20 protein-coding genes are annotated in these 23,040 nt (G+C 38.3%); 6 read left to right on the top strand and 14 right to left on the bottom strand.

Features of this window, described 5'->3' with window-relative positions:
- Positions 1–72: 72 nt before the first annotated feature.
- Positions 73–1,215 carry an acyl-CoA dehydrogenase family protein gene (locus BMW39_RS14500; protein ID WP_034974520.1) on the bottom strand — a complete coding sequence of 381 codons (1,143 nt, stop codon included), beginning with the start codon at positions 1,213–1,215 and terminating at the stop codon, positions 73–75.
- 148 nt (positions 1,216–1,363) lie between these two features.
- On the opposite strand from BMW39_RS14500, the gene BMW39_RS14495 reads away from it, so the two are divergent.
- The 3 genes from BMW39_RS14495 to BMW39_RS14485 all read left to right on the top strand — a co-directional run bounded on the left by BMW39_RS14495 (position 1,364) and on the right by BMW39_RS14485 (position 5,351).
- Positions 1,364–3,130, top strand: a complete 1,767-nt coding sequence (locus BMW39_RS14495) for an AMP-dependent synthetase/ligase (RefSeq protein WP_034974518.1) — start codon at positions 1,364–1,366, stop codon at positions 3,128–3,130.
- Positions 3,131–3,227: 97 nt separating this feature from the next.
- A complete protein-coding gene (locus BMW39_RS14490; RefSeq protein WP_034974516.1) occupies positions 3,228–4,985 on the top strand; it encodes an AMP-dependent synthetase/ligase in 1,758 nt (585 codons plus the stop codon).
- Between the two features lie 126 nt (positions 4,986–5,111).
- Entirely contained in the window at positions 5,112–5,351 is a 240-nt protein-coding gene (locus BMW39_RS14485) for a hypothetical protein (protein ID WP_034974514.1), read from the top strand.
- A gap of 35 nt (positions 5,352–5,386) precedes the next feature.
- Here BMW39_RS14485 and BMW39_RS14480 read toward each other — a convergent pair whose 3' ends face one another.
- The 6 genes from BMW39_RS14480 to BMW39_RS14455 form a co-directional block, all read right to left on the bottom strand.
- Positions 5,387–5,581 (bottom strand): hypothetical protein, encoded by a 195-nt coding sequence (locus BMW39_RS14480; protein ID WP_034974512.1) that lies wholly within the window; start codon positions 5,579–5,581, stop codon positions 5,387–5,389.
- A gap of 12 nt (positions 5,582–5,593) precedes the next feature.
- Positions 5,594–6,196 (bottom strand): MarC family protein, encoded by a 603-nt coding sequence (locus BMW39_RS14475; protein WP_034974511.1) that lies wholly within the window; start codon positions 6,194–6,196, stop codon positions 5,594–5,596.
- Positions 6,197–6,247: 51 nt separating this feature from the next.
- On the bottom strand, positions 6,248–7,984 hold the full coding sequence (locus BMW39_RS14470; protein WP_034974509.1) for a BatD family protein: 1,737 nt from the start codon (positions 7,982–7,984) through the stop codon (positions 6,248–6,250).
- The gene (locus tag BMW39_RS14465; RefSeq protein ID WP_034974507.1) at positions 7,985–8,719 is read right to left on the bottom strand and encodes a tetratricopeptide repeat protein; all 735 of its coding nucleotides are present in this window, start codon (positions 8,717–8,719) and stop codon (positions 7,985–7,987) included.
- 263 nt (positions 8,720–8,982) lie between these two features.
- A complete protein-coding gene (locus tag BMW39_RS14460) occupies positions 8,983–9,828 on the bottom strand; it encodes an ABC transporter permease (protein WP_034974506.1) in 846 nt (281 codons plus the stop codon).
- On the bottom strand, positions 9,825–10,724 hold the full coding sequence (locus BMW39_RS14455) for an ABC transporter ATP-binding protein (protein ID WP_034974504.1): 900 nt from the start codon (positions 10,722–10,724) through the stop codon (positions 9,825–9,827). The genes BMW39_RS14460 and BMW39_RS14455 overlap by 4 nt, the downstream gene beginning before the upstream one ends.
- A gap of 90 nt (positions 10,725–10,814) precedes the next feature.
- Between BMW39_RS14455 and BMW39_RS14450 the strand changes: the two genes are divergently transcribed.
- Positions 10,815–12,161: an AAA family ATPase gene (locus tag BMW39_RS14450; RefSeq protein WP_034974501.1), complete on the top strand. Its 1,347-nt coding sequence runs from the start codon at positions 10,815–10,817 to the stop codon at positions 12,159–12,161.
- A 50-nt stretch (positions 12,162–12,211) separates the two neighbouring features.
- On the opposite strand, the gene BMW39_RS14445 is transcribed toward BMW39_RS14450, so the two are convergent.
- The gene (locus BMW39_RS14445) at positions 12,212–13,108 is read right to left on the bottom strand and encodes an SPFH domain-containing protein (protein ID WP_034974500.1); all 897 of its coding nucleotides are present in this window, start codon (positions 13,106–13,108) and stop codon (positions 12,212–12,214) included.
- Between the two features lie 161 nt (positions 13,109–13,269).
- Here BMW39_RS14445 and BMW39_RS14440 point away from each other — a divergent pair, with 161 nt between their 5' ends.
- Positions 13,270–14,919 carry a peptide-N-glycosidase F-related protein gene (locus BMW39_RS14440; RefSeq protein WP_051879878.1) on the top strand — a complete coding sequence of 550 codons (1,650 nt, stop codon included), beginning with the start codon at positions 13,270–13,272 and terminating at the stop codon, positions 14,917–14,919.
- Positions 14,920–14,992: 73 nt separating this feature from the next.
- Here the strand turns inward: BMW39_RS14440 and BMW39_RS14435 are convergent, their stop codons facing one another.
- The 3 genes from BMW39_RS14435 to BMW39_RS14425 are packed head-to-tail and all read right to left on the bottom strand — an operon-like array spanning position 14,993 to position 17,458.
- The gene (locus tag BMW39_RS14435; RefSeq protein WP_034974498.1) at positions 14,993–15,796 is read right to left on the bottom strand and encodes a hypothetical protein; all 804 of its coding nucleotides are present in this window, start codon (positions 15,794–15,796) and stop codon (positions 14,993–14,995) included.
- Positions 15,797–15,801: 5 nt separating this feature from the next.
- Entirely contained in the window at positions 15,802–16,632 is an 831-nt protein-coding gene (locus BMW39_RS14430) for a hypothetical protein (RefSeq protein ID WP_034974496.1), read from the bottom strand.
- Between the two features lies 1 nt (position 16,633).
- Positions 16,634–17,458, bottom strand: coding sequence for a hypothetical protein (locus BMW39_RS14425; protein ID WP_034974857.1), 825 nt, complete (start codon positions 17,456–17,458; stop codon positions 16,634–16,636).
- Between the two features lie 289 nt (positions 17,459–17,747).
- Between BMW39_RS14425 and BMW39_RS14420 the strand changes: the two genes are divergently transcribed.
- Complete coding sequence (locus tag BMW39_RS14420; RefSeq protein ID WP_034974494.1) at positions 17,748–18,614, top strand: tyrosine-protein phosphatase; 867 nt, start codon at positions 17,748–17,750, stop codon at positions 18,612–18,614.
- A gap of 90 nt (positions 18,615–18,704) precedes the next feature.
- Here the strand turns inward: BMW39_RS14420 and purF are convergent, their stop codons facing one another.
- The 3 genes from purF to BMW39_RS14405 all read right to left on the bottom strand — a co-directional run bounded on the left by purF (position 18,705) and on the right by BMW39_RS14405 (position 23,018).
- Positions 18,705–20,228 (bottom strand): amidophosphoribosyltransferase, encoded by a 1,524-nt coding sequence (gene purF, locus BMW39_RS14415; RefSeq protein ID WP_034974492.1) that lies wholly within the window; start codon positions 20,226–20,228, stop codon positions 18,705–18,707.
- Between the two features lie 16 nt (positions 20,229–20,244).
- Positions 20,245–20,967, bottom strand: a complete 723-nt coding sequence (gene purC, locus BMW39_RS14410; RefSeq protein WP_034974855.1) for a phosphoribosylaminoimidazolesuccinocarboxamide synthase — start codon at positions 20,965–20,967, stop codon at positions 20,245–20,247.
- Positions 20,968–21,158: 191 nt separating this feature from the next.
- Positions 21,159–23,018 carry an endonuclease gene (locus BMW39_RS14405; RefSeq protein ID WP_051879876.1) on the bottom strand — a complete coding sequence of 620 codons (1,860 nt, stop codon included), beginning with the start codon at positions 23,016–23,018 and terminating at the stop codon, positions 21,159–21,161.
- Positions 23,019–23,040: the final 22 nt, after the last annotated feature.

Raw genomic sequence — 23,040 nt, 5'->3', positions numbered from 1 at the left:
ATATTTCATTTATTAATTATAAGAAAACCTCTCTAAAAATAGAAAGGTTTAAAGTTTTATTTGATGAAATCCTTATTTCTTAGAAATCGCTCTGGATATCACAATTTTCTGAATTTCAGATGTTCCTTCGTAGATCTGAGTGATCTTCGCATCACGCATCATTCTTTCCACATGATATTCTTTCACATAGCCGTAACCGCCGTGGATTTGAACGGCTTCTATCGTCGTGTCCATCGCTACTTGAGATGCGTACAATTTTGCCATAGCGCCACTTTCTGAGATGTCTTTGCCCTCGTCTTTTTCAGCTGCCGCTTTGTAGATCAACATTCTCGCTGCCATAATATTCACATGCATATCTGCCAGTTTGAAAGCAATTGCCTGATGATTGATAATCTCTGTACCGAAAGATCTTCTTTCCTTAGCATATTTAAGTGACAATTCGTAAGCGCCGGCAGCAATTCCCAAAGCCTGAGAAGCAATCCCGATTCTACCGCCATTAAGGACCGCCATTGCAAACGCAAATCCGAAACCGTCTTCACCAATTCTGTTTTCCTTAGGCACTTTCACATCTGTGAACATCAAAGAATGTGTGTCACTTCCTCTGATCCCTAATTTATCTTCTTTCTTCCCAACCTGGAAACCTTCCCAGCCTCTTTCTACGATGAAAGCGTTGATGCCTTTATGTTTTTTCTCTGGATCCGTTTGTGCGATCACAACATAATAAGTTGCGTTTCCGCCATTAGTGATCCAGTTTTTGGTTCCGTTCAACAAATAGTGATCACCTTTGTCTTCCGCGGTGGTTGACTGCGACGTTGCATCAGAACCTGCTTCTGGCTCGGATAATGCAAAGGCACCAATCACTTCACCACTTGCTAGCGGCACTAGATATTTCATTTTTTGTTCTTCGCTGGCAAATTTTTCGATTCCTGCACACACCAAAGAGTTGTTGACCGACATTACCACTGCAGCAGACGCATCAATCTTGGCAATCTCTTCCATTGCTAAAACGTAAGAAATGCTATCCAAACCAGCACCACCATATTTCGGGTCCACCATCATCCCCAAAAATCCCATCTCGCCCATCTTTTTCACGGCATCGTAAGGAAATTTCTGCTCGTTATCTCTTTCGATGACGCCTTGCAAAAGTTCTGCGTGAGCAAAATCCCTTGCGGCCTGTTGTATCATTTGTTGCTCTTCTGTAAGATTGAAATCCATAAGTCTTTTTATTATATTTTTCGTTCGTAAATATAAACTTTTTGGCAAAAAATCAAAGGAAAATGCGGGATTTTGTTATCTGAGAAAAAAAAATTATATTTACGATAATGTAAACTCAATTTTAATTTAATATTAACAACGATATTTTATGAACGTTAAAAGAATATTTGATTTTTCTGCGCTGGCGTTGGAAAAATTCCCCAAAGAAGACTGCCTGGTGACCAAGAAAAATGGCAATTGGATGAAAACTTCTACGATGGAATTCGTGAATCAAGGGAATAAAATATCCCGTGGACTTTTAAAATTGGGCATCAAACCTGGCGATAAAATTGGACTTATCACAGCAAACAACAGAACGGAATGGGCGATAATGGATCTTGGGATCTCTCAAATCGGTGTGGTCACGGTTCCAGTTTACCCAACGATCTCTGAAGAAGATTATATTTACATCTTCAACAATTCCGAGATCAAATATTGTTTTGTTTCTGACAAAGATCTCTATAAAAAACTGACGAATGCAAAAGCACAGATTCCTTCCCTAGTTGGTGTCTTTACATTTGATGATGTAGATGGTGCACCGAGCTGGAATGAGATTATGGACCTTGGCGAAAATGATCTTACACAAGATGAAGTTGATGATCTTGCGAAGGCCATCAATCCTGAGGATGTTGCAACTATTATTTACACTTCTGGAACTACAGGGAAACCAAAAGGTGTTCCTTTGACACATAATAACTTGGTTTCCAACGTCATTGCAAGTAATCCAAGAGTTCCAAAAGATAAAAGCCTGGACTATAAAGATTTGAAAGCTTTAAGCTTCCTTCCAATCTGTCACGTTTTCGAAAGGATGATCTTCTACATTTATATGAGCAACGGGATCTCACTTTATTTTGCTGAAAGCATCGAAAAGATCGGCGAAAATGTGAAGGAAGTGAAACCACAATATATGACAGTCGTTCCAAGATTGGTGGAAAAAGTTTACGATTCTATTTATAACAAAGGAACTGCTTCTGGTGGCATAAAATCAAAGATCTTTCTTTGGTCACTGGGCATTGCTGAAAAATACGAAATTGGCCAGCCAAAAACCTTTATGCACACTATTGCCGACAAATTGGTCTTCAAAAAGTGGAGAGAAGGTCTGGGTGGAAATTTAATCACTTTGGTTTCCGGATCTGCCGCATTGTCAAAAAGATTGAACGTGATGTTCCACGCTGCTGGAATCCCCATTTTGGAAGGTTATGGATTGACGGAAACTTCACCTGTGATCTCCGTTAATAGTTTTGGAAAAGTGAAAGCCGGATCCGTCGGAATCCATTTAGAAAATCTGAAAGTGAGAATCGAGTCAGACGGCGAAATCGTGGTAAAAGGACCTTCTGTGTTCGAAGGCTACTACCAAGATGAGGAAAAAACCAAAGAAGCTTTTACCAGTGATGGTTACTTCAAAACTGGTGACATCGGAATGTTGGACGAAGATAATTTCTTGTTCATCACAGATCGAAAAAAGGAAATGTTCAAAACGTCTGGTGGAAAATTCATAGCGCCTCAGGTGATAGAAAATTTGGCCAAAGCTTCGAAGTTCATCGAGCAGATCATGGTCGTTGGTGATGGTGAGAAAATGCCGTGTGCATTGGTACAACCCGACTTTGCTTATGCCAAAAACTGGGCAGATCTTCATAATGTGAAAGTGGCTGAATCTCACAAAGCAATTGCAGCAGATCCTGCAATCAAATCGAGAATAGAACAAGAAATTGAGAAAATAAATCAACATCTTGGCAAGTGGGAACAAATCAAGAAAATAGAATTGACACCTAAAATCTGGACCATAGACGACGGTCTTCTCACGCCGACGCTTAAGCTCAAAAGAAAAGCGATCAAGTCAGAATTCCAAGATCTCTACGACAGAATGTACAAATAATGGAAAGCTATCCTTTGGATAGCTTTTTTTATACAATAATTAACAGTCGTAATATTTGGAAATAATTATATTTGCTAAGAACGTAAGTTATAAAACTATGGAAGTAAAAAGGATTTTCGACATTCCTCACTATTCGAAAGCCAATTTCGAGAAAGATGATTTTGTCTGTGACAAAAGAAATGGGAAATGGGAAAAAGTGTCAACGGATCAATATATCGATATTACCAATCAGCTTTCCAGAGCTCTTCTGAAATATGGCTTGAAAAAAGGTGATAAAATAGCGCTCATTACTTCTACCAATCGTGTAGAATGGTGTTTTTTTGATCAGGCTGCATTACAAGTTGGATTGGTTACGGTTCCAATTTATCCATCAATATCAAGTGAGGATTGTGTGTACAATCTTGAAAATTCTGATTCCAAGGTTTGTATTGTTTCCGATGAAAAATTGTTCGAGAAAATCAATTCGATCAAGGACCAACTTCCTGATCTAAAAGAAATTTTCACTTTTGATGATGTTTCTGGCGCAAAAAATTGGAAAGAACTCTTTGACCTAGGAAAAGAAAATGACAATCAAAAAGAAGTTGATGATATCAAAGATTCGATTTCTGAGGATGAATTGGCTTCCATCATTTATACTTCCGGAACAACTGGAAGACCAAAAGGTGTGATGCTGACTCACAAAAATATCGTTTCCGATGTTCTAGGATGTGAAGACAGAGTGCCACATAAAGATTCGAAAAACAGAGCTTTGAGTTTTCTTCCGCTGTGTCACGTTTACGAACGAATGATTCTCTACCTGTTCACGACCAACGGAATTTCTATTTATTTTGCCGAAAGCAATGAGAAGTTGAGTGAAAATCTGAAAGAAGTGAAACCTCAATATTTGACAGTCGTTCCAAGAATGATCGAAAAGGTTTTTGATGCGATCAACAAGAGAGGAACAGAATCCGGCGGAATTAAAGCTAAAATATTCCTGTGGTCACTTAAGGTTGCAGAGAAATATAAATTGGGAAGTTCAAAATCCTTGTCACATATCATTGCGGACAAATTGGTCTTCAGCAAATGGAGAGAAGGTTTGGGTGGAAATCTGATCACATTGGTCTCTGGTTCTGCAGCATTATCCAAAAGACTGAACACGATGTTTCACGCCGCAGGAATTCCGATCCTGGAAGGTTATGGCTTGACGGAAACTTCGCCAGTGATTGCGGTCAACAGTTTTGGTCATACCAAGATCGGCTCCGTGGGAAGACCGATTGAAAACATCGAGGTGAAGATCCAGGAAGATGGTGAGATCACGGTGAAAGGTCCGACTGTCACGCAAGGTTACTACAAAGATGAGGAGAAAACCAAGGAAGCCTTTACGGACGACGGTTATTTTAAAACTGGTGATATCGGAATGTTGGATGAGGATAATTTCCTTTTCATCACAGACAGAAAGAAAGAAATGTTCAAAACATCGGGCGGAAAATATGTCGCGCCGCAAGTAATTGAAAATTTGGCAAAAGCTTCACAATTCATCGAGCAAATAATGGTGGTTGGTGATGGCGAAAAAATGCCGACCGCGCTTGTTCAACCGGATTTCGAATATGCAAAAAGTTGGGCTTCTAAGAATAAGATCAATATCGGAACTTCACCTGAAGAGATTGCAAATTCCAAAGAACTGAAAGATGAGATCCAAAAAGAACTTGAAAAAATAAATGCACATCTCGGCAAGTGGGAACAAGTCAAAAAAATCGAGTTGACGCCAGAAGTCTGGACCGAAAACAATGGTTTGCTCACTCCTACTTTGAAGTTGAAAAGAAAAGTGGTGAAAGAGCGTTTCAATGATCTGTATGAGAAACTTTATGATAGGTAATCACCACCGAATTGGAATGACACATTGCAGCCCGACTTGAGTGGAAATCCTTTTTTGCTGTGGGAAAAGCTTAGGCAAAAAGATTGGGAACGGAAGGCGGAAATAGCTGCCCAAATATTTAAATAAATGAACATAACCCGAACAGAATTAATAAAGATCTGCGACAGATTTCTGGAAGACAAGATCAGCAAAGAGGAGATGATCCATTTTGCAACTTCCGTGATGTTTGATGACGAGGACAAGTACGAATGTGATGACGAAATAGTCGAGGAAATCCTGGCTCAGTGGGACAACGTCCATACGCAGCATAAGATCAACAAACTTAGCATCCAGTTCCTGAGAAACACATTATCGGAACTTAATTGATAAAAAAAACGCTTCGAAGTTCGAAGCGTTTTTCTTTATTTTTTCTCTGCCAATTTACTCCAAAGATGAAGAATGTAAACGACAATGATTCCCAATATCCCAGCTGAGATAGAAAATATGAATTTCGTATTCTCATCGTCCATAAATCCTGCTTGCCAATCCAGCGCATAAAGACTAACTGCAATTGAGAAGATAAAAACGGCCAAGAATACTTTATAAAATGTTTTCATTCTGATGAAATTTTAAAAATGAATATAGTTCTGAAATAGCTGTGCAAAGTTAGCGGTAAATAATTTAATAGAGATCGCCAAGAGGATAATTCCGAAAACTTTTTGCAAAACCTGAAGTGATCCTTCTCCCAATTTTTTCTCTATCCAAGGTGCTAATCTCAAAACAGCATAGACCAAAATCGTGTTGAGCACAATCCCGCAGATAATGTTGATATCGTGATATTCTGCTCTCAATGACAATGTTGTGGTCAACGTTCCTGCGCCTGCGATCAAAGGAAAAGCGATAGGAACAATAGATGCAGCTTGCGGTTGGTTCGTTTTATGAATCTCTATCCCCAGGATCATTTCTATTGCGATGATGAAAATAACGAAAGCACCTGCAATTGCAAATGAATTGACATCTACACCAATGAATTTCAAAATATTATTCCCGATGAAAAGAAACGAGATCATCAGTAATCCGGCAACAATCGCTGCCTTCTCCGACTCTATCTTCCCGAATTTTTGACGAAGCGAAACGATAATTGGTACTGAACCCAAAATATCAATAACAGCGAACAAAACCATAAAAGCGGTCATCGTTTCCTTGATCGAAAATTCTTCTAAAAACTCCATAACTTAAATTTTAAAGATTTCGCAAAAATATGAAATATTTTTGAAAATTTGCTAAAGTTTTTTGTAGACTTCTTCTATTTCGTTCAAAAGCTCGGTTTGGTTGTCTTTGGTAGAATAAGGCGAATATTTTTCGATATTAATTTTGGTAATCAGTTGGTTATATTTTTCGACTGCACCTTGTCCAAAATTATTTTTTAAATAATCTTTAAAATCGGATGAATATCTGGTCTTGCAATATTGATCTGCATCTGTTCTCAGATCTTCAAAACCTTGGAAAAACTGTGAAGTTTCGCCGTCGTCGATGGTTCTTTGAAGATAATTGAAATGAGAATCTACATCGAATGAAACATTGTTTTTCAAGATCGCCTCGGTTTCCGCAATATTGACAATTGGTCGTGATGCGATTTTCTTCTTTTCAACGTCTAATTTCTTTTTGTCTTTGATCTTTTTATTAAAATAAAGGAACAGCATTGCACCACTTCCTACAATGAAAAGATTACCGAAGATCACCATCCAGCTGATCTCCTTATGTTCTTTCACCTTCAGTTTTTGAGTGCTCAAAACAGGCGAATCCACCTTTTCCAAAACATTGTTGGTGTACTCGTTTACCTTTTGCAAAGTTGTTTTGGCGTTGGCGATATCTTGTGCATTTACGGTGTTTAAGGCTAGAAACTTAGAACCCAACTCCACATATTTTTCTTCTTTTGGATCAAAGTAGGAAAAATCTTCCGTCGCAATTCTCAAGTCGCCTCTTTTCTTTGGGATGATGACGTATTGTGCTTCCACATTCCCTTCGATCCCATTCACTGTCGCAATCGAATTATTAATGATCTTCGGTTCAAAGACCTCATAATCTGGAGAAGGTAAAATCTTTGGAACAATGGCTGGCGAAAGATTTCCGTTGCCAGAAAGTTTCACAGAAATATTGAAGGCTTTGTTGATCTCAAAATTCTCTTTGCCTTTGTCGATCATTTCGATCTTCACATCGTATTTTCCAACAGCGTTATTGAAATTTTCAGGCGCACCTTCCGGCAATCTTTTTACATTAAGTTTGGCTTTATTGGAAACCAAAACATTTTTATGATTGGTAAACGGAACTTCCATCGGCGGAACTTCCATCACACCAGAAACTTTTGGGATGATGACAAACATTCCAACTATCTGCGCAGAATAATCATTCTCAGAATCCTCTATTGATTCATCGAAGTTGGCGATGGATCTTATGGCAAGGTTTCTCGCAGGTTCGAATTTCGCAGGCTCCAGATGGCGGAAGTTTGAAACATTTCTTGAAAACGCTTTCAGTACAACCACAGCTGGCTCATTTTTATAAACCTCCCTTTCTTCCAGCTGCATGTTGAGATACATGTTCTTTGCTGGATTGTTGGTCGCCAATGGTTTTTTCTCAGCCTCTTTTACAAAAATATCAATCGGCTCGGTCTTGTACATTTTTCCGTTGATCTTTACCAAAGCGGAACCAATTTTCACATTTCCTGTTTGTCTTGGATTTAATATAAATTGATAGACCATTTGGTTAATCCTAATCTTTTTCACGGGATCAATCAATGTGTTTTGTTCAGAAGAAATGGCATATTCGAATTTGGTCAGATCAGGAAGCTTGACTGGCGTTTCCTGGATCAGGTCCTCACCAAAGATCTCCAAGACTACCGTGAAGGTTATTGGCGCATTCACACGGGTTTCCTGCGTATTGACCTCAGAGTAAAGATTTACCTGAGCAAAGGAAAACGCCGATGCTAATAGGAATAATATGTATAAATTTTTCTTTATCATTTACCAATCTTTCTCCTTGCTTTGCGGCATAGAGTTAGATTTTTTGTTTAAAATTCGTCTGGCAGTTTCTTTCTCTCTGTTCTCGATGTCTTTCAGGATTTGTCTTTCTGCTTCTTTTGGAATATTATTTTCTTCTTTTTTCGGCTGGTTAGGTTTGCCTTGGTCCTTCCCTTTCTGGTCATCACCTTTGCCGTCTTGTTGATTCTTTTTTTGATTGCCTTTATCAGAATCATCTTTGTTCTTTTGGTCCTGATCGCCGCCTTTTCCTTTGTTCTGCTTTTGTTCTTGCTGATCCTTTTTCTCTTTGTCCTTCAGCATGGCGATCTCATAGTTTTTACGGATGGCTTCGTTATATGGATCCTGTTTCAGGGCTTGTTTGTAATAGTCGGCTGCTTTCTCTGGATTATTGGACTGGATGGAAACATTTCCCATGTTGTAGAGCGCTGCCGCTTTTTCGTACTTGCTCTTGGTGTATTTGGCCGCTTTCTCATATTCTGCGGTGGCTTCCTCATACTTTTTACTTTTATAGAGCGCGTTGCCAAGATTGTAATGAGCTGTATAATTGCTGTTCTTCTCTGCGATCGCTTCCAGATATTTGCTGGATGAAGCATCATATTCTTTCGCATCGAATTTCTTATTACCTTCGTAAACCAATGCGTTGTAACTCTTCTGCGCAAGAACGAATTGCGAAGAGATCACGACAAAAATCAGAGCTAGAGTAAACTTAAAATTCATTGATACAAAATTATCCGTTTTAATGTTAAAATCAACACCTTAAAAGTTAAAGTTGGGTTAAAAATGAAGCTTAAAAAAGCCTTTATTGAAGGTGGTTTTTAACAGATTAGTTTGCGATTTAACATAATAAAACCACTTAAAATTTTCTCAGTGGTTATTAATATCAAAATCTAACAGAGTATATCATGTTAAATTCAACTTTAATTTAATTATTATAATTATTTAAAATACAAATATTTAAACCTTTTTAAATAAAGTCAATTCTACCAATCTTTTTTCTTAAGGATCCAATAACTTCCAGCGATGAACAAAACTGACCAAATCAAACATGATACAACACTTGACCACGGATATTCAAACTTGAATTGCATTCCGAACATTTCTGCCATTTTGGTTCTGATCAACGGATTCGGAGTTAGCTTTGACATACTTTCCAAAGGTAGAAAATCTGTAAGATAAGTTTTGTTAATAGTCATTGATGCTTTATCATTTGGGTCGAAGTTTTTCATCATCGTGAACTTCTCGATTCCCGACAAGATACCTTCGCCAAACCACACCATGAAAAATCCAAGAAAGACAAAAATCGATTTCCTGAATAGAATTGATAAAAACATTAAAAATGAAAAGAAGGTGAATAGCTTCAAGAAATAGTTGAAAATAAAATAGATCTCTTTGAAGATCAAATCGCTCTCCTGAGTTGCCGAATAACTTTTACCTAAAATAAATCCGATAATGAAAACCAGCAAAGTTGAAAATCCGGTGAAAACCAAAATGGTCAGAAGCTTTGAGAATATGAATTCTTCCCTACTCAATCCATCGATGAGATTCTGCTTGAACATTCTGTTGCTAAATTCCTGACAAATCGAGAAAACAATGATACAGCCAAGGAAGATTTTCAATAATCCAACAATGTAAGTTGTGAAGTTCCAAACGCCTGGAAAGTTGTACATGCCTTGTTCCTTCAAATTGATCTTCATCCCAAGGATGTCAAAATCTACCAATCCGATAAACAGCAATCCAATCAAAACGATGAAATAGAGAAGTGCAAATATTTTGAACGGCCTGTAATTCAGATTTTTGAGATATTCTAATTTTAATAATCGTATCATGAGTTGGATTGTTTTACAAGTTCTAGGAATTGAGTTTCGAGACTTTCTTTTTTCTTTGTAAGATGCGAAAGGAAGACGCCTTTTTCGAATAGTTTCTTATTAAGTTCTGAAGCTGAGATATCTTCTGAAATCTGCGCAATGACGATTTGGTCTTTTTCTTTCACGCTGGAGAAAAGATTCAATCCATTCAATGCGGAAATCAATAAAGTTTTATCATCTGATCTCAACTCAAAGAAACCTTTGGTGTTGCTCATTGCATCGACCGAACCGGAATAGATCGCTGTTCCGTGCTTCAGAACGATCACGTGGCTACAGATCTTCTCGATCTCATCCAAAAGATGACTTGCCACAATGATCGTTGTCCCTGACTTCGCAATCGAATTAATGATATCTCTGATCTGGATGATGCCTTCTGGGTCCAAACCATTTGTTGGCTCATCTAGGATCAATACTTCTGGATTTGCCAATAGCGCCGATGCAATTGCCAAACGCTGCTTCATTCCCAAAGAATAAGTCGAAAAAGCATCTTTTTTTCTTGCTAAGAGATTAACGGTTTCCAAAACCTTGTCGATTCGACTATTTGGAGCACCTTTGATCGTTGCAACGATTTCAAGATTTTTCTCAGCGCTCAGATAAGGGTAGAAATTGGGCTGTTCTATGATCGCACCAATTCGTTTCAAAGTATCGGTATCGGTTCCATCTTTCCCAAACCATTTCCAGCTGCCAGAAGTTGGATTGATGGTCGAAAGCAACATCCCAAATGTGGTAGACTTACCGCTTCCATTGGGTCCCAAAAGACCATAGACATTCCCTTTCTCCACATCGAAGGAAATATTGTTGACCGCGATCTGCTTGAATCGCTTGGTCAGATTTTTAACTTCCAGAATTTTTTCCATAGAAATATTTATATAAAAGTCTTGATATTAGAACAATTGTTACTTTGATTTTGTATAGTTTTTGTTAAATTAAATGCAAACATCGAAAACATGCTTCAAAACATCACCGAGTTTTCCAAAAAACTAGACATTTCCGAAGAGAGCCTCAAACAGTTTATTCAGGATTTTGACCTCGAAATATCAGCCTGCCTCTCTCCGAATCTTAATATTACACAAAATTTCGAAACTTTTGCCACAGAAAATCAGGAATTTCTAAAAAAATATGACAATGATCTGCGAGAAGAAAAAAGCGTTGCGCAAATTGCCGATAAAATAGATCAGCCTGCAGAAAAAGTGGAGGAGATCATTAAGAATAAAGTTCCTAATATCTATGACAATGGCCTTTATAGATCTTCTGTCTCAACATTTGGGATCGATCATCAACTTGGTGGGAATTATCAGTTTATTTATAATTATTTTGGCGACAAGACCAAACTGACCCAGCGTGATTTTGTGGGCTATAGAGATCTGTTCTTCTACATTTATGATATGCTGGAACCATTCATCAATCCAGAACAATCGAAGAATTGGGGAATCCAAAAGGCAGCAGGAATCATCGTCTACGGCCCACCAGGAAGCGGCAAGATCTTTTGGGCAAAAAAAATTGCGGAAATGATTGACTTCGAGTTTTTTGAGATCCAGAAATCTCGGCTAAAATCAACAAATCCAAATGATGAGAACGCGACATTTGACAGCTATCTCTCTGGAATGTTAAAGAAAAACAAGATCATTCTTTTTCTTGAAAATTTTGATGAGATCATGACGCAAAGAACAGGAAATCAAATCATTGACAATGACAATGAGGCAGTTAAAGATTGCATCTTCCATAATATTGAAAAATTCGAAAAGGAAAATATACTGATGATCGGTTCTGCAAAAGAGCTTGCTGGCATAGAGCCTGAAATTATCGCGCCCGGAAGATTCGATGTTTTGATCCCGATATTTCCACCAAACTTACACGAGCGTTCGGAAATGTTGCTTTACAATATGACGAAGAACTTGAGCGATGACGCGACCTTATTAAAAATATTAAAAGTAAATAAAGCAGACCAGATTCCATTTTGGATAGAAACTGCTGAGAAAATGAAGGTCTTCTCCAACACTATGATTGTCGACTTCACCCAAGCTTTGAAGAAAAGAATTAGGAGCTCCTATCTGAAAAATAAGACGGAGAATATCACCATCAATCCAGGAATTCTGGAAGCTTCATTCAAAGAATCTGCATCCAAACTGACGAATGATTATCTCAACAATGTTCAGCAATTTGTCCTCGAAGCCACAAACAATTCTTATGACCGTTTTGCAAATCGGATCGAAGCGCTGAAAAAAGAACTTTTAACCTACAAGGCGAAAGAAAAAATAACCAGACCAATCGGATTCAATACTGATGAAGCATAAAAAAAGCCCGAACAATCGGGCTTTATCTTATTAATCCAAATTTTAACCTTTTATAAATTTGTATCTTCTATTTTCTTCGAAACAGCCATAGAAGTTACCAGATCATTCAGTAGCGAACTTGCTGCTGTAGGTGAATTAGGTAACAATACCAAATTCGAACGGTTGTTGGCTCCGATAGAATGCAAAGTGTCATAATGCTGAGTCACAACGATCAAGGCTGAAGCCTCGTGCGCGCTGATACCCGCAGCATTTAGCATTTTTACAGATTCTTCCAGACCTTTGGCTATCTCTCTTCTTTGATCCGCAATCCCTTGTCCTTGTAATTTTTTGGATTCTGCTTCTGCTTTTGCAACGGCTACAATTCTGATCCTTTGTGCTTCAGATTCATATTCGGCTGCGGTTTTTTCACGTTCTGCAGCGTTGATCCTGTTCATGGCGTGTTTTACCTGATCATCAGGATCGATGTCTGTGACCAAAGCTTTGATAATATCGTAACCATAACTTTGCATCGCTTCTTGCAATTCTGCCTTCACAGCGACAGCAATATCATCTTTTTTAAGGAAAACATCATCTAATTTTAGTTTTGGCACCTCTGCTCGCACCACATCAAAAACGTAGGACGTGATCTGGTCATGTGGACTTTCCAATCTGTAGTAAGCATCTGCAACTTGGTTTCTGATGACCTGGAACTGGACAGATATTTTCATTTTGACAAAAACATTATCCAAAGTTTTGGTGTCTATCAAAACATCCAATTGTTGTATTCTCAGATTCATTCTTTTTGAGATCTGATCGATGAATGGAATCTTCAGATGCAATCCCGCATGTCTTGCAGAATGGAATTTACCCAAACGCTCCACCAGCGCTGCCGTCTCTTGTTTCACGGTAAAGAATGAAGCAAAAAGCGTGATCAAACCAAAGAATACGATTATTCCTATATATATCATAATTTGTAAATTTTCCTAAAGATAGTATTTTTATACACGAGTACCAAGCGTAGGAGCGGATTAATGAATCGTTAAATATTAAAAGTATTAGTTCGATATTTCACATTTAAAATTCAATATTCATAACATTTTATTAAATTTGTTAGAATAATAAATCTAATATGAATAAAAAACTACTATTTGCCGTCGCAGGATTGCTCACGAATTCTCTTTTGCTAGCTCAGAATGTATCTGTTTTCAATGATGTTCCATTCTACAGCATGTATCATTATTTAGGTGAAGGACAGACCATGCCACCTGAGGCCTTTTCTCAAATTCCAGCTGGAGCCATCCGACTTCACGCCTATGAGCAGGACATCATTTCCAGAAAACTGACTGAAACCGAGATCGCATCTATTGGAAGCAGTGTCAACATGAATATCACGTTGAAAGCAGCTTGTGATAATTATGACAGAATTGCTGGAGTAAACCTGGTCCTTGTTCCAAAAGGAAGCACGACCTACACTTTCGATCAGGCTGACATCAAAAGGATTGAGATAGGCCGATTCATTACGCCTTTTATGAATAAAAATGCGGCAATCACAGAAGTACCTTACACTTATAAAGTTGATAACATTTCTAATATTCTGCATGATTCTGCCTTGTCCTCAACTTATGATTTTTGGATCGAGTTCCGTGCAGATGGTTACTCAGCAGCTGCCAACACTCAAGTTGCTGGCTGTGCGGACAGAACCGATGTCTTCCGCGGAAATCTGGAATTTGTCACTAGTGGAAGCGTAACTCCCACTCAAAACTTCCTTCTCCCTCTATCCTACCGCAAGGACCTGAATAACTACAATGCAACAGACGTTCCTGGACAAACGACTAGAATTGTGACATTTAATTTAGATCAACCTGTAGCGAATGCAAGTCTGCATCTGATCACGTCAAATCACGGATCTAACACTGGCGGAGAGGAATATGTTAAGAGAGAACATTATGTTTATATCGATGATCAATTGGTGAATCAATATATTCCTGGTGGGAAGAACTGTGAAGATTACAGAAAATACAATACTCAAAGCAATGGAATCTATGGAACTTCTGCCAAAACATTGAGAGGTTGGATATCATGGAATAACTGGTGTCCTGGCGATGTGATCCCAAATAGAAATATCAATCTGGGAAATCTTTCTGCAGGCACACACACCATTAAAATTGATGTTCCTACAGCAATCTTCACCGGACAGCAAGGCTATTTCCCAATTTCAATGTATATCCAAAATCAAAGCAATGGAGAAGTGATCTGTGCAACGCCTTACGACCTGAAAATCACCAACCAATTGGATACTACAGTGAGTACAGAATGGAAAGAATCTGGAAGTACCAATCAGTGGCAAACACTTTGGGGAAGAAGAAATGTTTTCACTGCAGCAGGACAAGAGGTTTACCGCGACATAGAGAATGAACCGAAGGACTCCAGAAGCGGTCTCAATGTGAACTGGATCTACGAAATCTACGCCAAATCCAAATGTACAAATGACCAAAGCAGTACTTGGTATGGACCACTCTACTCCAGCCAGATCAGATTAGCAACGGATGAGTCATCATCATCAAAACTATCCATCTATCCAAATCCTGCAAAAGATCTTGTAAACATCGATACAAGCTCAAAAGTATCCAAGGTGACCATCTTTAGCATCGATGGAAAACAATTACTGGAAGATTCTTCTACAAAGATCAATGTTTCAAAATTGCAAAGTGGTGTCTATCTAATGAAAATAGATTTTGCTGATGGAAAATCATCAACACAGAAAATTGTGAAGCAATAACCAAACACTTATCAATAAACTAAAAAGAGCAACATAGATATTATGTTGCTCTTTTGTTATGACTAGCTAATGTTTAAAATGGCTGCAGGACAGTCACCGTCATTGTGGATTGTGACATATCTTGATTCATGAATGTGGCATCTACAGGTGTTCCCACTCCTAGATTGACAAGACCATTACCAGAACCTAGATTTCGATTGCTGCAAGCCGCAGAGACCGTGTAAACGCCAGGGTCCAACTTGTCCAATGTGACGTTCAGGTTGAAGATCTTGTAAGAGCCACTAACACCTCGTACAACCTCAGACCTTACTGCTTTCAATTCTTCTGGTCCAGTTCCTTTTTTGACAAATATCCCACAAGCAAAACTCCCTGAGTAATTCCCACTGGGATTGTTCCTTGCAATCTGTGCATTGGTCTGAAAAGACAGTACAGCTTTCGCCTTTTTCGTAGTGTCTGTAATGCTGAAAGTGTCTGTATTGCCAGTTAATTTGACCCAATTTGCAGTTGTGGTATTGGTGGACGTTGTGAATCCCGAATTTAAAACATAAGGATTTGTAGATCCAGTTGCCGAAAACTTGACCCCGGTCCTATCAGTGGTTGTGTTGAGATAAGTGTAGGTCAAACTCCCTGCACCATCCGCAACTTTGATCGTCTTATATTCATCAGACAGTTGTGTGGTCCCGGTCACGCTCAAGATCTGACCTTCCGTGCCTGCTGAGCCTTTCACGACATCGGTTCCATTAAGTCGCAGTTCTTTTCTTACATTAAGTCCACCATTGACATCTAATGTCTTTTCTGGTGTCAAAGTCTTTATCCCAACTTGAGAATAACATAATGAACTGGCAACGACTAATATATAGGTATAAATTGTTTTCATAGGATCTAGAATATATCGGTAAAGTTTTGTGGAACTTCATAAACATCAACTTTCAGAGAAGCCTGTGTCATGAAATTATTTAAGTTGTTAACAGCGGTTGTAGATGGTACTCCAATTCCCAAAACAACATTATTGTCGGTTGTATATCTCGTACAAGCAACACGTACAGTATGTTGGCCTTTCGCAAGATTGGATGCTCCACCAATTTGGTTGTGGGTCAAAAATGTACTTTCAGCTGTTGTGGAAGTGAATAATGTATTGAGTCTCGCACTCTGCAACTTATTATCTATAAAAATTCCACAAGCATACATTTGATTAGACCCCAAAGTAGTGGTATTATTTTGTTGAACCACAGTTTCGAACTGTAAATAAACCTTGCTTTCCGAGCTATTGACGACAAACGGATTTGCAAGACCGGTGATCTCTTTGAAGCCTTTGTTATTGATCAGATTTGTAATATCCGCGCCCTTCACAAGATCGGTACTGATCGTAGCCGGAGAAGTGGCGGTGCCTAAAGAAACGCCTTGACCTGAATTGCTAGAAGCTGTATTGAAATCCCTAAAGGAATCATTGAATATCAAATAGTATTTGTACTGCTCATAATCGGGTACCTTCAAAGCTTTCCATGTGGGAGAAACGCCTGGACCTCGGGAAACCAGCACCTGACCAGTTTTACCAGGCGACAGGATATTATCATTATCCAAAAAAAGTTTTCCCTTCTTGTTAAAATCTCCATTGACATCTAAGGCAGCTTGAGGCTTTTCCGTCATCACTCCAACTTGACCGTGCAAAGTAGAAGCTATTAAAAATAATATTAAATTGATAGTTGTTTTCATGTTACGGTGCAAAAGTGATTAGTTGAGTAATATCGATCTTGAAAAAAGACTTCAGTGCAAAACTGTTGGAACTTGTATTAGCAACAGTCACAACACCAGACTGGTAAGTTGGAAGATTGGAACCGATGACAAAATAGTTGTTGACATTGGTCGTTTCAATTTTTCTGCACGCCACATCCATGGTGTAAACGCCTATGGGAACGTTTAGCTCATTGTAATTCAAGGTGAACATGTATTGGGTCGGCGTATTGGCGTACGCTGCAGTGATTTTGTCTGGTCTCAGTGCAACCAATTTGTTATCCTTGAAGATCCCGCATAAGAATTTTACATTGCCTCCTGCGGTAGACGACACGATTTCCACGCCGGTCTGCACTTGATAGACCAATTTGTTTTCGGCAAATTTCAATTCTAATTGTGTTGACAGATTGGGTATTTTTGTCCACTTGCTGTCGATCGCACTTCCGATGGAACTTGTATTGACACCGTCACCAGCTACGCCAGCGGAAAAGTTTGTGATGCCTACTTCGGATTCATTAAGATAAGTGTTCGTCAACTTATAAGTACCATCCTCTACGAATGGTGCTTTTACATACTTCCAGGTTGGCGGCAGGCCTTCGCCTTGAGAAACCAGGACCTGATTCGTTTCACCAGGATTACCTTTTGCCAGATCTGTTCCACCTACACTTAATTCGTTACGCAGCGCAACATCCCCATTGACATCTAATGTCGAATTGGGTTTATTTGTTCCGATACCTACTTGAGAAAAAAATTGTTGGGAATAAACGAGACAGCTTAATAGGAAAAAGCTCCCTATACATTTTTGCATATTGATCATTATTTGTGTTTGAGAGCAAAACTAAACAATGATTTTTTAAGTAAAAATTGCATTAATCCTAAACATAAACAAATTGATTTACAATTATTTAAATAATATAAGATTACGAACTGTGATTTTAAAACAATAAATAATTACATTGAAGAATTACATTAATAAACCATCAGAAAAAAAATTTTAAAATGGTGAGAAATTTAACATTCATGACATAATAGGTCGAAAATTTAACTTCTGACAAGAAATAGTTTATCTTTAGATAATTTTCAAAAACAAAGATTGTATGGTCAAAAATTTTGGTTTACTAATATCACTCACATTACTATTATCCTGCAAAACGCACGTCAACTCCAAACCCGAATTCTCCGACCTTGGCGAGAAAAACCAAATAGAAATAAAGAAAGTCCATAATTTCAGATTTTTAGGTGGATTGCAAAACTCACAATCCAAAGTACTGAAAGACAGCCTGATCTACAGAAGTGGAAACTTGCATCAATTGAAGTCAAAAAGCTTCGATGATCTTGAAAAATTAAACATCAAAAAAGTGATCGATCTAAGAACGAAACAAGAGATCAAAAAGGAAACCGATCATTTACCGAACAACATCATCTATAAAAATTATCCAGCCTTCGAAGATAAAAATGATGAGATGGCGAGTGCGAAAAAGCTAGCTCTGAAGGGAAAAATAAGCAAAGAAGATGCGGATAGAAGAATGCTGAGATTCTACACAGATTACATCACGGAAAATCCAGAGGTCATCAAACAAATTATCCATGAGATCCTGGATTCTGACCAACCTGTACTCTACCATTGTACCGCTGGCAAAGACCGAACGGGAATGATCACCGCATTGATCCTTAAGATCCTGAAGTTTGATGATAAGGTGATCTTTGAAGAATATCTTTTATCAAATGACCTTCGGGAAAATGTGATCAACAAAAGATTGGGTCTTGCCAATACGTTTCATTTCGTTTATCCAAAACTGGACATTGGTGTGGTGGAAAAAACAAGCTGGATAGAACGCCGATATCTCCAGACCGCTTTTGATGAGATCCACAAAAAATATGGTTCGATGGAAAATTACATCCATCAAGCTTTAGGAATCTCTGAAGAACAAAGGGAAATCTACATCCGTAAGTTTTTGAAATAAAAAAGCAATTCAAAATCTGAATTGCTTTTTTATATTATTGATTGTTTGGTTTATTTAATTAATGAGTTCCAAACTTAGTTATTTGAGAATCTAATCACCTTGATCTACAAATGCCAGTTCGTCTGGGTTCTTCACCGGATACTTTTCTGTAAAACAACCGAAACAATGGTCTGGTGAACCTAAAATACTGATCAAATTATCAACGCTTAGGAATTCTAAACTGTCAACATCCAGATATTTTCTGAGTTCTTCTTTATTCATATTGGCCGAGATCAGATCATCTTTTGTTGGTGTATCAATTCCGAGAAAACACGGCGCAATAATTGGCGGAGACACACTTCGGAAGTGGATTTCCTTCACACCTGCGTTTTTCAAGATTTTCACCAAACGTTTGGAAGTTGTTCCACGAACGATAGAATCATCGATGATCACAACTCTTTTTCCTTTGATCTCAGAAACAATTGGATTCAGTTTTAGGTTGACCAAATGTTCCCTCATTTCCTGTGAAGGGATAATGAACGAACGTCCAATATATCTGTTCTTGATCAAAACTGGACGGAATGGAATACCCGAAGCCTTGGAAAAACCAATCGCTGCAGGAACGCCAGAGTCTGGAACACCAATCACAATATCTGCATCCACAGGCGCTTGCTCCCAAATTTTCATTCCGGATTTTTCACGCACTTCATGAACGTTGATTCCTTCCAATGTAGAATCTGGTCTTGCAAAATAAATATACTCGAAAGCACAGATTTTATTGACACAATCGTCTTTCACGATGTAAGATTGCAGACCTTTCTCATTATCACTCGTATAAATGATCTCGCCTGGCAAAACATCACGCACGTATTGCGCTCCTACTCCATCCAAAGCACAACTCTCTGAAGCTACAACGAAGGTATTTTCATCAATCGCACCCAAAACCAAAGGCCTGATCCCATTGAAATCTCGGAAAGCGAAAAACTTGTTTCTTGTAATTCCAACTACGGAATAAGCACCTTCGATTTTTTCCATCGTCGCTTTGATGGCACCACGAAGTCCAAGGTCCAGATTTTTTTGAATTAATCTTAAGATAACCTCGGTGTCAGAAGTCGCACGGAAAACCACGCCTTCATCTTCTAATTCTTTCCTAAGTTGCTTGGCATTGGTCAAATTCCCATTGTGAGCGATGGAAAGGATGATCTGGTCATACTCATTCTTTGCAAAGAACGGTTGAAAATTATATTTCTTTTTATCTCCCGCAGTTGTATATCTGGTGTGACCGATAACGGTGCTTCCCATATACTGCTGAGGATCTTCTATCGATTTGAAAACGTCCAAAACCAGACCTTCATCTTTCACAGAATGGATCTTCCCGTTGTTCCCTACAGCTATCCCACAAGCTTCCTGGCCACGGTGCTGCAAAGCAAAAAGTCCGAACTGTGACAACGAAAAGGTGTCTTGATTCTCTGTAGAATGCAATCCAAAAACGCCACATTCCTCTTCCATTTTATCAAAAGGATAATGAGCTTCCTTTTCTTCTTTGGAAAGATGCTTGGTTTCTTCGAATTCCTGATAGCGGTTTTGGAAAGCATATTTCGGTAATGTGCTATATTCTTGAAATTCTAAATCCATTGATTTGGTTTTTGGATTATTTAGCTAAAGCGGTTTGTAGTCTGTCGTAGATCTCAACGTAAGCTTCTGTGATTTCACCCAGATCTCTTCTGAATCTATCTTTATCCAGCTTTTTCATCGTGTCCTTGTCCCAAAGTCTGCAAGTATCTGGAGAGATCTCATCTGCCAAAACAATTTTGCCATCTGAGGTTTTTCCCAACTCGATCTTGAAATCTACAAGGATCACATTGGCTTTGTCAAACAGGTCGATCAAAAGTTGGTTGATCTTATCTGTCAAAGCGTACATTTCGTTTAGTTCATCATAAGTGGCTGCACCAAGGAAAACTGCGTGATGATCGTTGATTAACGGATCTCCAAGGTCGTCTCTTTTGAAACAAAGATCAAAAATAGTGACTGGCGATTTAAGTCCTTCTTCCACGCCCAATCTCTGAGCCATACTTCCAGCAACATAGTTACGAACGACCATTTCCAAAGGAATGATGTCCACTTTTTTTACCAGCTGCTCTCTGTCATCCAGTTTTGCGATGAAGTGCGTTGGAATTCCCTTTTCTGCAAGATATCCGAAAATAAGTGTAGAAATTGCATTGTTCAATTCGCCTTTTCTATCGAACTGTCCACGCTTCTGTGCATTGAAGGCTGTAGCATCATCTTTGTAACGTACAACAACTTCGTCAGGCTTGTCTGTAGCAAAAACCTGTTTAGCCTTACCTTCGTAAAGCATTTCTTTCTTTTGACTCATAATGACTTTCATTTTTTCAAACAGAATTCGCTTTCACGACGATTTCCGTTCAAACTTTTTTACTGATTAGATTTACGCACAAATTTACGAATTTTTTACATAAAATTAATACCACAGGATAAGAAGGTCATCAAATAAAAAAAAGCCAATTTTTAAAGGCTTTTTAAATCATATTTTGAGAAAATCCAATTCTATCTTTTGATGAATTTTATAGATCTTCCGTCGATGTTCAAGATATAAGTATTTGGAAACAATGAGCTAACGTTGATCGATTTCTTATTAATAAATGGATCATTAATATTTTTTATTAATTTTCCAGACAGGTCATATATTTTAGCTGATTTAACTTTACCCACATCACCATTGATGTTGAGGACATCCGCCACTGGATTTGGATAAATACTGATCTCATTAATTTTATTTTTAACATCATTCACCACCAATGTTCCAAGATTCAAACAATAATCTGATGCGTAAGCGGTCCATTCCGCACTATCGAAAGTTGATGTTGGATTGATGACATTTGCATTTCTGTAAAGGGATTTGTTTGCGTTCGTATTGTCAACGCCTTTGCTTCCTACCGCGTCAATTGTAGTTGACTTATAAGATAATTCTACATAATTTGCTCCTGTGAAAGTAAGAGCTGGAGCGTTACTAACAAATTTTGCATTCGAAACATCAAAACAACTGAAGTTCGCATTTGGGTTGATGACCACAAAACTTTGGTTATCTTCTATCTTTCCTTCCAATTCCGTTGGTTCTCCAAAAAAATAATTGCTAATTTTCAATTGGATTCCCAACTTGTATTTTTCCAGATCAATAGCGTGACCAGTTCTGTTGGCAATCTCAAAAGCTTTGTTGTTGCCCGTTCCTTCGAGATATTTAACGATTTGAAGGTCTCTCGCAAAAACATCGGTTGCTAAAGTTGTAACATTCAAAGTATTGCTTTGCGGACTTTCCAGATAAGAATTATCGTAGGCTTTAACAGTGAAATTATAGCTCGTTCCTGGAGTCAAATGGTCAATCGAAACTGAATTGGTCTTTGAAGTCGCCACCAAAACATTATCCTGATATATTCTATAACCAATAACATCAGATTCTGAATTAGCTTGCCAAGTCAAGTTCACAAAATAAGCAGAATTTCTCGCTAATAAAAGTGAAGAAGGTGCTGCCGGCACCACATTATTCGAAGTTTGATTCCAGATAGTGCTTACCCATTCCGGATGATCAACAAATGGATTCCTATTTTTTTGAATATTGAAAACCGAATTATTCCTATCAATCTCTCTTTGCGAAACCGGATCTTGCTGATGCCAATCAAGAAGCATCGCGATGTACCAATTTTCGTAAGCTTTCTCTTCACTTCCGTCCAAAGGATTTTGGTCTTTTGTTGGGTCGTTCGCATTGGTGGTGAAATTGAAGTTTCCTAATTTCCCTTCATATCGAACGGCAAAATACAAAAGAGACCTTGCAACATCGCCTTTGAACTCATCAACGGGCTCATAAACTCTGCCTGTGTAAGTCGCATTAGGCGTTCCGTTTAAAGCTTGTTTTGATCCGTTGGTAAAATTGTAATATACCGTTGAACCTGCTTTTCCATAAGGATAATTGCTTCTCAACTGGTTGATCCTCGCGTCGGTCGGAATTACGAAAAACAAATCGGAATACATCGGATAGGCATTATTGAAGGAACTTTGCGGCATCATATGCTCACGATTCCATCCAAGTCCTTCTGCATTTGCACTTCCAATAATGTTGTTTAGTGTATAATGATACGCAGTTGTCCCAGTCGGATTATTTGAATAGATATCTAATAAATAAGTTGTGTTATCTGCACCATAATCATAATACTTATCAAGATCTGTCTGTCCATATAATGTTTTCAAATCATCATAATGATAATTGAATGTCTTCGTAGAGATAATATTGTGAAGCTTGGTCTTCAAAGCATAACCTGACAAATCTTCTGTCCCAGAGTAATATTCCGCCGGAGCCTGAGCAAGGCTAAAAATTGGGAATGCAGATAATATAAATAAGTACTTTTTCAACATAATTCAGATTTAAAAACGGTCA

It is taken from the genome of Epilithonimonas lactis (genome assembly GCF_900110605.1).
GTDB lineage: Bacteria > Bacteroidota > Bacteroidia > Flavobacteriales > Weeksellaceae > Epilithonimonas > Epilithonimonas lactis.
This window is presented reverse-complemented; position numbering and strand designations above follow the sequence as displayed.

Bases quoted from the DNA above. Each gene is read 5' to 3' on its own strand.
- BMW39_RS14420 (WP_034974494.1), top strand. From the start codon at position 17,748: ATGGTCAAAAATTTTGGTTTACTAATATCACTCACATTACTATTATCC.
- BMW39_RS14440 (WP_051879878.1), top strand. From the start codon at position 13,270: ATGAATAAAAAACTACTATTTGCCGTCGCAGGATTGCTCACGAATTCT.
- BMW39_RS14445 (WP_034974500.1), bottom strand. From the start codon at position 13,108: ATGATATATATAGGAATAATCGTATTCTTTGGTTTGATCACGCTTTTT.
- BMW39_RS14490 (WP_034974516.1), top strand. From the start codon at position 3,228: ATGGAAGTAAAAAGGATTTTCGACATTCCTCACTATTCGAAAGCCAAT.
- BMW39_RS14495 (WP_034974518.1), top strand. From the start codon at position 1,364: ATGAACGTTAAAAGAATATTTGATTTTTCTGCGCTGGCGTTGGAAAAA.
- purC (WP_034974855.1), bottom strand. From the start codon at position 20,967: ATGAGTCAAAAGAAAGAAATGCTTTACGAAGGTAAGGCTAAACAGGTT.
- purF (WP_034974492.1), bottom strand. From the start codon at position 20,228: ATGGATTTAGAATTTCAAGAATATAGCACATTACCGAAATATGCTTTC.
- BMW39_RS14465 (WP_034974507.1), bottom strand. From the start codon at position 8,719: ATGAATTTTAAGTTTACTCTAGCTCTGATTTTTGTCGTGATCTCTTCG.
- BMW39_RS14475 (WP_034974511.1), bottom strand. From the start codon at position 6,196: ATGGAGTTTTTAGAAGAATTTTCGATCAAGGAAACGATGACCGCTTTT.
- BMW39_RS14450 (WP_034974501.1), top strand. From the start codon at position 10,815: ATGCTTCAAAACATCACCGAGTTTTCCAAAAAACTAGACATTTCCGAA.
- BMW39_RS14480 (WP_034974512.1), bottom strand. From the start codon at position 5,581: ATGAAAACATTTTATAAAGTATTCTTGGCCGTTTTTATCTTCTCAATT.
- BMW39_RS14455 (WP_034974504.1), bottom strand. From the start codon at position 10,724: ATGGAAAAAATTCTGGAAGTTAAAAATCTGACCAAGCGATTCAAGCAG.
- BMW39_RS14470 (WP_034974509.1), bottom strand. From the start codon at position 7,984: ATGATAAAGAAAAATTTATACATATTATTCCTATTAGCATCGGCGTTT.
- BMW39_RS14500 (WP_034974520.1), bottom strand. From the start codon at position 1,215: ATGGATTTCAATCTTACAGAAGAGCAACAAATGATACAACAGGCCGCA.
- BMW39_RS14430 (WP_034974496.1), bottom strand. From the start codon at position 16,632: ATGAAAACAACTATCAATTTAATATTATTTTTAATAGCTTCTACTTTG.
- BMW39_RS14460 (WP_034974506.1), bottom strand. From the start codon at position 9,828: ATGATACGATTATTAAAATTAGAATATCTCAAAAATCTGAATTACAGG.
- BMW39_RS14485 (WP_034974514.1), top strand. From the start codon at position 5,112: ATGAACATAACCCGAACAGAATTAATAAAGATCTGCGACAGATTTCTG.
- BMW39_RS14435 (WP_034974498.1), bottom strand. From the start codon at position 15,796: ATGAAAACAATTTATACCTATATATTAGTCGTTGCCAGTTCATTATGT.
- BMW39_RS14405 (WP_051879876.1), bottom strand. From the start codon at position 23,018: ATGTTGAAAAAGTACTTATTTATATTATCTGCATTCCCAATTTTTAGC.
- BMW39_RS14425 (WP_034974857.1), bottom strand. From the start codon at position 17,458: ATGCAAAAATGTATAGGGAGCTTTTTCCTATTAAGCTGTCTCGTTTAT.